At 72.3% G+C, this 13,224-nt stretch carries 11 protein-coding genes; 3 read left to right on the top strand and 8 right to left on the bottom strand.

Annotated features, from left to right (window positions below; translation table 11 throughout):
• Positions 1-3 precede the first annotated feature (3 nt).
• The 5 genes from ACIQLK_RS00725 to ACIQLK_RS00705 are packed head-to-tail and all read right to left on the bottom strand — an operon-like array spanning position 4 to position 4,639.
• Positions 4-852 carry a phosphogluconate dehydrogenase C-terminal domain-containing protein gene (locus ACIQLK_RS00725; RefSeq protein ID WP_400362083.1) on the bottom strand — a complete coding sequence of 283 codons (849 nt, stop codon included), beginning with the start codon at positions 850-852 and terminating at the stop codon, positions 4-6.
• Positions 849-1,643 (bottom strand): sugar phosphate isomerase/epimerase family protein, encoded by a 795-nt coding sequence (locus ACIQLK_RS00720; RefSeq protein ID WP_400362081.1) that lies wholly within the window; start codon positions 1,641-1,643, stop codon positions 849-851. Before ACIQLK_RS00720 ends, ACIQLK_RS00725 begins: the two co-directional genes overlap by 4 nt.
• Positions 1,640-2,410, bottom strand: a complete 771-nt coding sequence (locus ACIQLK_RS00715; RefSeq protein ID WP_400362079.1) for a triose-phosphate isomerase family protein — start codon at positions 2,408-2,410, stop codon at positions 1,640-1,642. The genes ACIQLK_RS00720 and ACIQLK_RS00715 overlap by 4 nt, the downstream gene beginning before the upstream one ends.
• On the bottom strand, positions 2,410-2,880 hold the full coding sequence (locus ACIQLK_RS00710; RefSeq protein WP_091356869.1) for a ribose-5-phosphate isomerase: 471 nt from the start codon (positions 2,878-2,880) through the stop codon (positions 2,410-2,412). Before ACIQLK_RS00710 ends, ACIQLK_RS00715 begins: the two co-directional genes overlap by 1 nt.
• A gap of 1 nt (position 2,881) precedes the next feature.
• A complete protein-coding gene (locus ACIQLK_RS00705) occupies positions 2,882-4,639 on the bottom strand; it encodes a dihydroxyacetone kinase family protein (RefSeq protein ID WP_400362077.1) in 1,758 nt (585 codons plus the stop codon).
• Positions 4,640-4,759: 120 nt separating this feature from the next.
• Between ACIQLK_RS00705 and ACIQLK_RS00700 the strand changes: the two genes are divergently transcribed.
• The 3 genes from ACIQLK_RS00700 (at position 4,760) to ACIQLK_RS00690 (ending at position 8,202) form a co-directional block, all read left to right on the top strand.
• Positions 4,760-5,497: a FadR/GntR family transcriptional regulator gene (locus ACIQLK_RS00700; RefSeq protein WP_400362075.1), complete on the top strand. Its 738-nt coding sequence runs from the start codon at positions 4,760-4,762 to the stop codon at positions 5,495-5,497.
• Positions 5,498-5,759: 262 nt separating this feature from the next.
• Positions 5,760-7,625, top strand: coding sequence for a glycoside hydrolase family 3 protein (locus ACIQLK_RS00695; RefSeq protein ID WP_400362073.1), 1,866 nt, complete (start codon positions 5,760-5,762; stop codon positions 7,623-7,625).
• Entirely contained in the window at positions 7,618-8,202 is a 585-nt protein-coding gene (locus ACIQLK_RS00690) for a TetR/AcrR family transcriptional regulator (protein ID WP_091356853.1), read from the top strand. The genes ACIQLK_RS00695 and ACIQLK_RS00690 overlap by 8 nt, the downstream gene beginning before the upstream one ends.
• Position 8,203: 1 nt before the next feature.
• Here the strand turns inward: ACIQLK_RS00690 and ACIQLK_RS00685 are convergent, their stop codons facing one another.
• The 3 genes from ACIQLK_RS00685 to ACIQLK_RS00675 form a co-directional block, all read right to left on the bottom strand.
• Positions 8,204-8,572, bottom strand: coding sequence for a nuclear transport factor 2 family protein (locus ACIQLK_RS00685; RefSeq protein ID WP_157681093.1), 369 nt, complete (start codon positions 8,570-8,572; stop codon positions 8,204-8,206).
• 79 nt (positions 8,573-8,651) lie between these two features.
• Complete coding sequence (locus ACIQLK_RS00680) at positions 8,652-10,424, bottom strand: DUF5605 domain-containing protein (protein ID WP_400362071.1); 1,773 nt, start codon at positions 10,422-10,424, stop codon at positions 8,652-8,654.
• A 19-nt stretch (positions 10,425-10,443) separates the two neighbouring features.
• Positions 10,444-13,221 (bottom strand): family 78 glycoside hydrolase catalytic domain, encoded by a 2,778-nt coding sequence (locus ACIQLK_RS00675; RefSeq protein ID WP_400362069.1) that lies wholly within the window; start codon positions 13,219-13,221, stop codon positions 10,444-10,446.
• Between the last annotated feature and the right edge of the window lie 3 nt (positions 13,222-13,224).

Raw genomic sequence — 13,224 nt, 5'->3', positions numbered from 1 at the left:
GGGTCAGCGCTCGATGTGGTCGAGGTGCAGCATGCGCGCGAGGTTCGCATCGAGCTCGTCGTCGCGGAAGATCTTCTTCCAGTCCTCCTTGATGATGCTCTCGCGACCGTAGTCCATCGCGATCAGGCACGCGTCGCTGAACGGGTTGTCACCGCGCAGGCCGTTGGCGAGCGCCACCTGGGTGTGCCCGTAGAGGATGCTGCGCGCTGCCGCCTCGGGGACGCCCATCGTGTGGATCGCCTCGTCGAGCGCCTCGTTCAGGAGCGAGCCGATCATGCAGGCGACGGTCTCGACGAGCGTCGGCTCGAGCTGGGCGAGCTGCTTCACGGTGACGAAGTGGACGTCGATGACGGGCGCGTAGATGGCGCGGACGGTCTCCTCGACGATGCGCGCGTGCTCGGGATCGTCGGACTCGACGGCGGCGATGGCGTCCTGCGGCGCGGCGATGCCGCCGAAGGTGTCGGCCCATTCCTCCCTCGTCGTGCGCTCGAGGAACACCGACGGGTGGCACGGGTGCGCGACGGCCTGGATGACGTCGTCGCGGGTCGTGAGGAGCCCGGCGTACGCGGCGGCGGGGTCGAGCGTCAGCACGATCGCGCCGGCCTTCAGCTGCGGGACGAGCTCGGCCGTGACGGCGCCGAGGGCGAGGTCGGGGACGGCCAGGACGACCATGTCGGCGTCCGCGACGGCGACGGATGCCTCGGTCAGCTCGCGTCCTGCGTCGAGGGTGCGTTCGCGTCCGCCGGGGGAGTTCTCGACGTAGTGGACGGTGTGGTCGGTCTTCACGAGGTTGTTGGACACGCGCATGCCCATCTTCCCTCCGGCGCCGATGACGGCGATGGTGTGGCTCATTCGAAGCTCCTCAGGTGGTCGAGGGTGGCGCGGGTCCATTCCCGCTCCGTGCGGATGGTGGTCTCGGGGTCGCCCTGCCAGGGCAACCAGTGCTCGACGATCTCGTTGATCCCGCGCTCCCGCGGGCGGACCGTGTCGAGCAGGTGTCGGTAGTCGTGCTGGCCCGTGCCCATGCGAGCTCCCGAGTAGGTGAAGCCGACCCAGCCGGGCTGCCGGTCGAACGCGAAGTCCTTCGCGTGCACGTTCACCACCGCAGCGGCGGTCTGCTCGACGCACGTGCGCGGGGATTCGAGCCGTGCGACGACGTTGGCGGGATCGAGGCAGATGCCGAGGTTCGTGCTGTCGGCGTCGCGCACGAGGCCGAGCAGGTCGTCGGTCGCGACCTGCTCGTAGGTCTCGAGCGCGAGCGTGACCCCGGCCGACTCGTACGAGGGGAGGATGCTGCGCAGCAGCGCGCCGGCCTCGGTGAGCGTCGGCCGGGAGTCCGGCCCGAACATCATGCTGCGCACGAGGCGGGCATCGAACGCCTCCGCGAGCGCGAGGAACCGTTCGAGGTGATCGTGCCCGAGACCCTTCGTCCCGAGTTCGATGCGCAGCCCCAGCTCGCGCGCCGCGCGAGCGGCATCCTCGACCTCCCGGTCCGACATCTCGGTCAGGGGGTCGTAGTCGCAGATCTGGAACAGCTCGACGCCGAGCTCGCGCGTGCGCTCGAATGCGCCGACGAGCGAGAGCGGGTCGGGGGAGCGGTCGGAGTGCTCCCAGAAGAAGGCATACGTCCCGAGCCCGATCACGGCGCGCTCCGGCGGAGCGCGAGGGCGTGCGCGTCATCGAGGACCGCCGCGAACGCCGACGGGTCGTGTGCGAACCGGCCGAGGAAGAGTCCGTCGACGGCGTCGCCGAGTTCGCCGAGCAGGCCGGGCCCCGCCGAGCCTCCGTAGATGACGCGCGAGCCCGCGCGGTCCGGGTCCGCGTAGAGCGCTGCGCGGAGCGCGCGGGTCACCGCCGAGATGTGGGGGACGGGCGCGGGCGAGGGGGCGCCGATCGCCCAGACCGGCTCGTACGCGACGACGATCGGTCCGGCCGGGGCGCCGGCGAGGTCGCGCGCGAGCTGGGCGACCGTGGCCGTCGCGGCGGACGCGGCATCCTGCTGCTCGTCCTCGCCGATGCACAGCACGGGCGTCACGCCGTGGCGGAGCGCCGCGGCGGTCTTCGCGGCCACGACCTCGTCCGACTCACCGAACAGCCGGCGTCGCTCGGCGTGGCCGACCTCGGCATACGCGACGCCGGATTCGGCCACTTCCGCGGCGGTCACCTCGCCCGTGAACGGACCCGGCTCGTGCGCCGAGACGTCCTGCACGCCCAGGCGCACGGGGGTTCCCGCGAACGCGCCGGCGGCGTCGTCGATCTGCAGGTAGGTGGGGATGACGAAGACCTCGACGGCGCCGCTGCGGACGCCCTCGTGGGCGCGCAGCGCGACGGATGCCTGCGCGAACCACGCGCGCGCCTGACGCCGCCCGAAGTACGCCTTCAGGCTGACCCCCACCGTGACGGGCGCCATCAGCAGGATCCGGTGCTCTCGTACTCCCCGATGACCGCGACCTTCGACGCCGAGGCGGAGGACGGGTCGAATCGGTAGGTCAGCCACTCGCGCACGAGCCGGCGGGCGAGCTCGATGCCGACGACCCGCTGTCCCATCGTGAGCACCTGCGCGTCGTTGGAGAGCACACCGCGCTCGACCGAGAACGAGTCGTGCGCGGTGACGGCGCGGATGCCCGCCACCTTGTTCGCTGCGATCGCGACGCCCAGCCCGGTGCCGCAGATGAGCAGCGCCCGGTCGGCCTCGCCGCGGGCGACGCGCTCGGCGGCCTCGATCGCGACCTTCGGGTACGGCGTGTGGCCGTCGGCGCCGACGCCCACGTCGACGACCGACGCGACGCCCTCGCTCTGCTCCAGGTCGTGCTTGAGGATCTCCTTGTAGTCGAAGCCGGCGTCGTCGCTGCCGACGACGATGCGCAGGGGCTCGGTCATGTCAGTTCCTCTCGGGGGTGTCGGCCGATGCGGACCGACTGATGACGGGGGCCGCGGCGAGGGTCTCGCCGACGGCGGTGACGATCAGGGCGAAGGAGTGGGCGCCGGCGTCGACCGTGCCCACGGCGTGCTCGCCGTGTGTGCGGGCCCGACCCTTGCGAGGGAGCAGGTCGGCCGTCGCGGCGGCAGCGGCGGTCGCCGCCACGGCCGCGGTGCGCCAGGCATCCGCGAGACGCGTACCCGCCGCAACGTCGCCCGTGAGGGCCTCGGTGAAGGGGAGCAGCGCGTCGACCATGGTCTTGTCGCCGCGTTCCGCCTTGCCGTGCGAGACGACGGCACCGACGCCCGCGGCGACGCCGTCGGCGATGCACGTCGCGTCGGGCCGGCCGGCGTCGCCGAGACGGGCGGCGATTTCGGCGAGCAGCAGACCCCACAGGGCACCCGAGGTCCCGCCGGCGCGGTCCGACCACGCGTCTGCCGCGCGGGCGAGCGTCGTCGCCGCACCGGCACCCGCGTCGGCGGCCTGCCGCGCGGCGCGGACGGCGGCGCGCGACCCGCGCTGCATCCCGATCCCGTGGTCGCCGTCGCCCGCGACCGCGTCGATGCGTCCGAGCTCGTCGACGTGCTCGTCGATCGTCCTCGCGACGGTGTCGAGTGCGGCCACGACGGTCGCTGCGAGCAGGACGGATGCCGCGTCGCCGGCGACCTCGTCGGATGCGACCGCCGAGGCGATGCGCCCGGCATCCCGCTGCTCCGTCGTCGGGACCGCGCCGCGCCGGTACGCGGGGGTGTCGACGGGGGTCTCCCACAGGTCGGCGAGCTCATCGTCGAGCCAGAAGAGGGTCAGTGACGTCCCCGCCATGTCGAAGCTGGTGCAGTACTCGCCCACGTGCGGGTCGACGATCTCGAGCCCCGCCTCGTCGAGGAGCGCGGCGACCCGGCGGTAGACGACGAACAGCTCCTCGTACTTCAGTGAGCCGAGTCCGTTGAGCAGCGGGACCACGCGGCCGTCGGCACCGTCGGGGCGTTCGGCGAGCAGCCGCGCCACGAGCATCTCGGCGAGGCCGTCGGCGGTCGGGATGTCGGCCTCGTCGATGCCGGGTTCGCCGTGGATGCCGAGGCCCACCGCCATGCGACCGTCGGGCACCGAGAACAGCGGAGCGTTCGCGCCGGGGAGGGTGCACCCCGTGAAGGCGACGCCGAAGGAGCGGGTGCGGTCGTTCGCGAGGCGCGCCACGCGTGCCACGCCCGCGAGGTCGTACCCGGCGGCGGCGGCGCCGGCCGCGGCGCGGAACACGGTGAGGTCGCCCGCGATCCCGCGGCGACGGTCGCGCTCGGCGGGGCCGGCGCTCGCGATGTCGTCGGTGACGACGACGGTCTCGCAGGCGATGCCCTCCGCGCGCAGGCGTTCCTGGGCCGCGTCGAAGTTGAGCACGTCGCCGGCGTAGTTGCCGTAGCTCAGAAGCACCCCGCCGCCGGCGTTCGCGGCCGAGGCGACCGCGTGGACCTGCTGCGTCGAGGGGGAGGCGAAGAGGTTCCCCATGGCCGCACCGTGCGCGAGGCCCGGCCCGACGAGGCCGCCGAACGCCGGGTAGTGCCCGGACCCGCCGCCGATGACGACGGCGACCTGGCCATCGGGCACGCGGGTGCTGCGGACGACGCCGCCCGTGACGCGCTCGACGTAGCGACCGTTCGCGGCGACGAAACCGTCGATCATCTCGTCGGCGAAGTCCGCCGGATCGTTCCACAGGCGCGTCATCGCGTGCTGCTCCTCGGGTCGGGGGTGCGGGTGTCCCGCATCGCCATTGTGCACAACCGGTTGACCAATTGCAAGCGCGTTGGCACCGCGCTTCCGGGCTCTCTCCCGTATCTTGATCCCGTGCCCGCTTATCCGTCCGACCGCTCCGCCGACATCACGGCGTCCCTCGGGGTGCTGCCCTCCGGCACGCCGGTCTCGGAAGTCGCGCGCCGGCTCATGGACCTCTTCACGAGCGGAGACCTCGAGCCCGGCACGCGCCTGCCTCCCGAGCGCCAGCTCTCGGTCACGCTCGGCGTCGGCCGCTCGGCGGTGCGCGAGGCACTCGCGGCCCTCGAGATCCTCGGCATCGTCGACGTCCGACCCGGCTCGGGCACCTACCTCCGCGGGACGGCGAGTGATCTGCTGCCGCAGACCCTGCGCTGGGGGCTGCTGATCGGGCGGCGCAGCACCGATGACCTGCTCGACGTGCGCTCGGGCCTCGAGATCTACAGCGCCCGCCTCGCCGCCTCGCGGGCCGATTCCGACGACATCTCGCGCCTGGCCGATTCGCTCGCCCGCATGAGGGCCGCCGATGCGGACCTCGCCGCCTTCGCACGTGCGGATGCCGCCTTCCACGACGCGCTCGCCCGCGCCGCAGGCAACGACGCCCTCGTCGACCTACTGCACGTGGTGCGCTCGCTCCTGCAGGTCTATGCCGACCGGGCCGTGCACGACGCCGACGCCGCACGTCTGGCGATCGCCGAGCACGACGCGGTGTTCCGGGCGGTCGAGGCGAAGGACGAGGATGCCGCGGCCTCCGCGATGGCGGTCCACATGGCGACCGCGGCGGCGCGGCTCGCGGGAGCGTCGCACGACTGACCCCGCCCGGCGCCGCGTTCGAGGAGCGCATCCCGTCGCTTCGCGCGACCGCACGCGACCCGTTGCGTCCCCGGAACGGACGGGCGCCGCGTTCGAGGGACGCGTCCCGTCGCTTCGCGCGGCGCGGCGCGGCATCCTGCGTCCCCGGAGCGGTGCTCGCCGGACGTCGGTCGTGCGCTTGCGCAGACCACTGAACGTTATTTAGTCTTTTGTCGCCGGGCGATGCCGCCCGCCCGCCACGACGACGTCGCAGGAGACCGCAGTGACCGCATCCTTTTCCACCGCCCCCGACGGCACGCGCTACCGCGACCTGAACCGCAACGGCGTGATGGACCCGTACGAGGACCCGCGCCTGCCCGTCGCCGAGCGGGTCGCCGACCTCGTGTCGCGCCTCTCGCTCGAGGAGAAAGCGGGGCTGATGATCCAGACGATCGTCCCGACGACGACCGACGGCGAGGTCGACGGGCCGTCCACGATGCCCGGGCGCACCGCGGCGCGCGAGTTCATCGAGGGCCTGCACGTCACGCACCTGAACATCCACCAGATCCCCGATCCGCGCGCCATGGCCCGGTGGGTGAACGGGCTGCAGCGCGTCGCAGCTGCGTCGGGCCACGGCATCCCGGTCACCATCTCGACCGACCCGCGTCACTCCTTCACCGAGAACGTGGGGGCGTCGTTCACCGCCGGTCACCTCTCGGCGTGGCCGGAACCCCTGGGTCTCGGCGCGCTCGCCGACCCGGGCTTCGTGCGTGAGTTCGCGGACATCGCCCGGCGCGAGTACCTGGCCGTCGGCATCCGCTCGGCCCTTCATCCGATGCTCGACGTCGCGACCGAACCGCGCTGGCCGCGTCAGTACGGCACCTTCGGTCAGGATGCCGAACTCGTCGGACGCCTGGGGGTCGCCTACGTCGACGGATTCGAAGGCGACCGGCTGACGGCGGCGAGCGTCGCGTGCATGGCCAAGCACTTCCCGGGCGGCGGGCCGGAGAAGGACGGTGAGGACCCGCACTTCCCGTACGGCACCGACCAGGTGTACCCCGGCGGCATGTTCGAGTACCACCTCGAACCGTTCCGCCGTGTGATCGACCGCGGGGTCTCGGCGATCATGCCGTCCTACGGGATCCCCCGCGGGGTCGTCCTCGACGGAGAGGCCGTCGAGGAGGTCGCCTTCGGATTCAACCACCAGATCATCACAGGCCTCCTGCGCGAGAAGCTCGGCTTCACCGGCGTCGTCTGCACCGACTGGGGTCTCATCACCGAGTCGCGCCTCATGGGCAAGGTTCTGCCGCCGCGCTCGTGGGGTGTCGAGCACCTCAGCGAGATCGAGCGCGTCCGCAAGGCCCTCGACGCGGGCGTCGACCAGTTCGGCGGCGAGGACGACCCGGCGCTCGTGCTCGAGCTCGTCCGCTCGGGCGCCGTTGCGGAGTCCCGCCTCGACGTCTCGGTCGCGCGCCTGCTGACGGTCAAGTTCGAGCTCGGGCTCTTCGATGACCCGTTCGTCGACGAGGATGCCGCGGGCGAGATCGTCGGCAGCGCCGAGTTCCGTGCGGCGGGAGACCGGGCCCAGTCGCGCTCGGCCGTGATCCTCCCGGGGGGTGGTGGGGACGCAGCATCCGTCCTTCCCCTTCGTCCGGGCACGGCGGTGCACGCCCCCGAGGTGTCCGACGACGCGATCCGCGAAGCGGGATTGGTGCCGACGGCGGATGCCGCCCGCGCCGACGTCAGCCTCATGCGGCTGCAGCCGCCGTTCGAGCCGCGCGACGAGTACATGCTCGAGGCGCATTTCCACGCCGGGTCGCTCGCGTTCGACGACGCCGTCTTGGCGGACGTCGCGGAGGTCGCTGCGGTGACGCCGACCGTCGTGACCGTGCACCTCGAGCGACCCGCGCTCCTCGCCCCCGTGGTCGCGCACGCGCACGCCGTCGTGGCGACGTTCGGCGCCTCGGAGGAGGCGCTGCTCGACGTGCTCACCGGGCGGGTGCCGGCGGCAGGCAGACTGCCCTTCGAGATCCCCCGCGACGAGGCGGCCGTCCTCGCCGGGCACTCCGACGTCCCCGGTGGCACGGTCGACCCGGTCTACGAAGCCGGTACCCCGTCACTCGAGGTGACGGCGTCCGCGGATGCGTGAACGGCGGAACTCCGCGCAGGGCCGGGAGAGCCGCGAGCTGATCCTCGAGACGGCGCTCGAGGTCATCGGTCGGCGCGGCTACGGGGCGACCTCGCTCCGCGACATCGCGGGCGAGGTCGGCATGACGCAGGCCGGCATGCTGCACCACTTCGGCACGAAGGAGAACCTGCTCGTCGAGGTGCTGCGGGAGCGGGATGCCGCGACCCGCGAAGCCCTCGCCGAGCAGGCCGGCGCCGAACCGCCGTCGGTGCGGGTCGCGCGGCGCAACGCCGAGTCGCCCGCGCTCGTGCACCTGTACACGAACCTGCAGGTCGCGGCATCCTCCCCCGATCACCCCGCCCGCGCCTTCTTCGAAGAGCGTCAGCAGAGCGTGCACGCCGTCGTCGCAGCGGACGTGCGAGCGCGGCAGGACGCCGGTGAGATGCCCGCGGGGATCGACGCCGACATGGCCGCGACCGTGCTGCTCGCCCTCTCGGACGGCCTGCAGCTGCAGCAGGGCGTCGACCCGACGATCGACATCGCCGCGGTGCTCGGATGGACGTGGGAGCGGTTGACGGAGGCGGGCCGGCCGGGCTGAGTCACGCAGGCCGGGTGCCGGGCGTCGGAGTAGCGGACACGTCCGTCCACACTTCCGTCATCTGCTCGATCAGTCCGTCTCGGACGCTGATGAACGTCGCGCAAGCGAACTCCGTGATGCCGCGGTCGTCGCGGGCCGTGACGACGGATCGACATGCGGCCCGCACCTGGTCGCCGACGATGTCCTCGACGTGCAGACCCTCGAACCCGGGATAGGCGGCGTTGAGTTCGATCCACGAAGCCCGGTCGAAGATCTCCTCCGTGTGGACATACCGGCAGGAGAAGTCCGGGTGCAGGTAGCGCTCCAGGTCCTGCCAGCGGTGATCATCGAGTGCCGTCATGAGTTCGGAGAGAAGGGAGACAGCCTGCATCATCGAATCGTAGAGGGACGTCATCTGGTCAAGAAGCTCCGCCGCCGTTTCAGGGCCGCGCCGGGGGCTGAGGCCGTCTCTACTCCTCGCGCGTCACCCGGATGGCCATGAACTGCCGTCCCGGCAGGTCGACGCGTACCTGACCGTGGTAGGTGCCGGGCAGCTCCTCGACGGACATCCCCCACGTATCGATGACCTCGACGCGCCACTCGCCCTCGTCGAGGATGACGTTCCGGAACCGCGGCCGGTTGAAGCCGAAGTAGGCCACCTTCACGCGTCCCGCGACGCCGCCCCACGGCACGTCCCAGTCACTCGGCAGCGGATCCCACACGCCGCCCGGCGCCTGGGACTGCAGCAGCTCGAGGAACCCGATCCGTGCCGGCGACGAGCCGTGCAGCGCCCCGCCCTTCGACCACCAGAGCACCTCGTCGTCATCGCCGACGGATGCCGCGCCTCCGAGCGCGGGCGGGTAGTAGGTCTCGCCGTGACCGACGTAGCCGCCGCGGACGGCTCCCTCCCAGAACCGGCGGGTCATCTCCTCGCCGGTGATGTTGCCCCAGCCCTGGTCGATGTCGCCCTCGTACGCGCACTCGTCGATGACGACGGGCTTGCCCCACTCCTCGCGCCACTGGTCGGTGTTCTCCGCGGTGCGGTACACGTCGACCCGCTGGATGCTGACGTGCGTGATCCACGGCTTCGCGTAGTCGTAGACGGGGCGGCAGTTGTGGATCGAGTTGAGGTGACCGAAGGCATCCTCCTCTCCCACGACGGCGGCGAGCCGCTCCCAGTCGTCGAGGTCCTTCGACCACAGCAGGTCGTACTCGTTCGCCATCGACCACCAGACGTTCGCGAATCCCGACAGGCGTCGCACGACGTACCGGAGGTAGCGCTCGTCGACGGCTGGACCCAGGTCGGCGAAGCCCCACCGGTCGTAAGCGTGGAAGAGGATGAGGTCCGCTTGGATGCCGAGGGCCGCCAGGTCCGCGATGCGCTGCTCCAGGCGTCGGAAGTGCGCGGGGTCGAACCGGGTGTGGTCGAAACCGCCCTCGAGGGTGCCGACGAACGGGAAGTCGGCGGGTTCGTTGGCGTTGTACAGGTACGACTTCGGGAAGACGCACATGCGCAGCTTCACGAAGGGGGCCTCGGCGAGGGTCGCGAGCGTCTTCTGCTGGAGTTCCTCGGGCTGGTGGGTCCACGCGTAGGCGGTCGTGCCGACCGGGCGGTGCCGGGTGCCGTCGGCGTGCTGGAAATGCAGTCCGTCGACGCGCACCGGTCCGTGCGAGCCCTCGCGCGCGGCGACCACCTCGACCGTTCCGGTGAGGCCGTCGAGCGACCGCGCGGTCGAACGGGTCTCGAAGGTCCAGGTGCCGGTCGTGTCGGCGAGGGCGCGGACGACGTAGACGCCGTCGCCGTCGTAGAAGCCGCCGACCCGGATCTCCTCACCGCCCCGGCGGAAGACGGCGTCGAGTTCGACGTCGACGAACGGGTTGCCGTGCGCGGGGCCGGCGATGCGGACCTCGAGCGGGTCCCAGAGCGGCGTCGGCGACGGGAGGGTGACCTCCGCCGAGGCGCGGGGGACGTCGTCGCCCTCGTAGGCGGGGTCGGGATCGATCGCGGGTGCGTACGGGGGACGACCACCCCCGGACCCCACCTCTGCGAGCGCGGCGAAGAACCTCTCCCGCTCCTCGAGGTCCTCGAGGGCGGGGACGATGGCGACGAGCTGCCCGAGGCGGCCGTTCCGGAACTGCGTCGCCATGGGGGAGGCGGCCACGCCCGGCAGGTACCGTTCGAGGATCGCGCGGGCGTCGGGGTCGTCGAGAGCCTCGCCGAAGGTGCTGGCGCGGTCGAACATGGTGTCTCCTCGGGGTGGATCAGGCGGATGCCGTCGCGCGCCGGATCGCGTCGTCGACGGACGCGAGCAGGTCGGGCGGGGTGAACATGAGCGCGGTCGTGACGGGGCGCCCGGCGCCCCAGCGGGTCTCGGCCCGCACCGCCTCTGCCCGGTCGGGATCGGCGGCGGCGACCGTGTCGACGAGCGCGGCGTAGGCGCGGGGGTCGTCGATGACGTCGGCGAGCGACGCGTGCAACCCGTCCAGTGCGGGGCGCGGGGGAGTTGCCGGGGCGGCGAAGCGCCATTCGTGACGACCCGATCCGACCTCGTCCGGTGCGCCCGGCACGGCGACGTCGGCGGACGTATTCGCCGGCACGACCGCGGTCACCACGATCTGGTCGCGGTCGCGACGCCACGAGACCGACGCCTCGCCGTACGGGGTCAGGTGGCGGGCCGATGCGGACGACAGCGTCTCGAGAGGCTGCGGCGCGATGCGCAGCCGCCGGTAGCCCGGAGCGGCAGGCGCGAGGCCGGCGACCGTCCGGTGCAGCCAGTCGGCGACCGCACCCAGCGCGTAGTGGTTGAACGAGGTCATCTCGCCCGGATTCACGGTGCCGTCGGGCAGGAGCGAGTCCCATCGCTCCCAGACCGTGGTCGCGCCCTGCGTCACGGGGTAGAGCCACGACGGGCACTCCGTCTGCGTCAGCAGGCGCTCTGCCGCGGCGAGGTGGCCGCCGCGGGTCAGCGCGTCGGCCACCAGCGGGGTGCCGACGAAGCCGGTGCCGATGCGGTACCCGCCCTCGCGGACGAGGGCCGCGAGACGGTCCGCCAGTGCGGCACGCACCTCGGGATCGGTCACGAGGTCGAACTCGAGCGCGAGAGCGTACGCGGTGGGCGCGTCGCTCATCATGCGCCCGGCCGGGGTTACGTACTCGGCGGTGAAGGCGCGGCGGCTGCGCTCGGCGAGCGTGCTGTAGTGCGCGGCATCCGTCTCGAAACCGAGCAGTCGCGCGGCATCGGCGACCTGTCGGAGGGAGCGGGCGTAGTAGGCGGACGCGACGATGTCGCTGTCGACCTTCGCGTGCCCGGGCTTGTCCGGCGGCGCGGCGGGGTCGAGCCAGTCGCCGAGCTGCATGCGACCCGCCCACAGACCGCCCTCGCCCGCGTCGCGGCCGACGGCATCCACCCATGTCCGCATGCTCTCGTACTGCGCGGCGACGATGTCGCGATCGCCGAAGCGCTCGTGCAGGACGGTGGGGACGACGGTCGCGGCATCGCCCCAGGCCGCGGGCGACGCACCGCCGGCGAACCCCGTGAGGGCCGAGGGGACGACGACGGGAACCGACCCGTCGTCGCGCGCCTGCTCGTGCGCGAGATCACGCAGCCACGAGGTGAGGAACCCGGCGCAGTCGTAGAGGAATGACGCCGTCGGAGTGAACACCTGAATGTCGCCCGTCCAGCCCAGCCGCTCATCGCGCTGCGGGCAGTCGGTCGGGATCGACAGGAAGTTGCCGCGCATGCCCCACACGACGTTCTCGTGCAGGCGCTCGATGAGCGGATCGGATGCCGAGAACCACCCGGTCCGCGTCATGTCGGTGTGGAGCACCACCGCCTCGACGTCGGCGGGGTCGACGTCGGCGCCGGTGATCTCGGCATAGCGGAAGCCGTAGAAGCTGAAGCGCGACTCGAGGACGTCGTCGCCCCCGGAGAGATCGAAGGTCGCCGTCGCGGCGGCGTTGCGGAGGGGGCGGAGGGAGAGCTCACCGTCCTCGAGAACCTCCGCGTGCCGGATCGCCACTCGGGCGCCCGCGTCGCCGCGGAGCCGCACCCGCAGCCTGCCCACGAGGTTCTGCCCGAAGTCGAGGATCGTGCCGCCCGAAGGGGTCGCCAGCACGTCCGCGACGGGGAGGGTCTCGATCCGCCGGACGGGCGGAGCGATCCGGGCCTCGGGGACGGGGACCGTCTCGTACCCCGGGAGGGCGGCCGCCCCGACCCGGACGGGACGGAAGTTCGCGGCCGTGAGTCGGAGGTCCTGGTGCTCGCCCGCGTAGATGCCGCTGTCGACGACAGAGCACTCCGCGGCGGCCTCCCACCCGTCGCCGGTCGCGGCGACGGTGGTGGTCGTGCCGTCGTCGAACGTGACGCGCAGCTGCGCGAGGAAGGACGGCTGCGTGCCGTAGAGCCGGGCGGCGAACGCGAAGAAGCCGTATTTCTCCGTGTACCAGGCGCCGGCGAGGGTCGCGGACAGCTCGTTCTCTCCCTCGCGGACGAGCGCGGTCACGTCGACGGTCTCGTGGACGAGACGGTCGCGGTAAGCGGTCCAACCGGGAGAGAGGACGTCCTCCGACACCGGCGTCCCGTTCACCTCGGGTTCGGCGACGCCGAGAGCGGTCCAGAAGAGGAGGGCGCGGGTGACCGGGCGGCCGAGCCGGAACCGCGTCTTCACGACGGTGGGCATCGCCTCGCGGGCGGGGTCTGCGAGCCCGACGGGCTGCGCGACCCACTCGCCGGCAGCCAGGAAGCCCGCCGCGAGTTCGCAGCCGTCGGACCAGTCGGTCCAAGTGCCGGATGCCGCCTGTGCCCGCACGCGGACGGTGCGGCGGTCGCCGGGTTCCAGCGGCGCGAACGGCCACGCGACGAGTGCGCTGTCGTCGCCGTCGAGCACGACGGTCTCGATGCCGTCCGTGACTTCGGCGCGGGTTTGGAGCCAGTTCGCTTCGTCGGTCGCGACGATCCAGCTCAGGCGCGGCTCGGCCGTCGCGACGAACGGGCTGTCGCTGCGGAGCTCGACGCGCAGACTGTCGATGCGGGCGTTCACAGG

The organism is Microbacterium sp. NPDC091382 (assembly GCF_044757025.1).
Taxonomy (GTDB): domain Bacteria; phylum Actinomycetota; class Actinomycetes; order Actinomycetales; family Microbacteriaceae; genus Microbacterium.
Note: the sequence above shows the minus strand (reverse complement) of the source record. Positions and strands in the feature narration are given on the sequence as shown.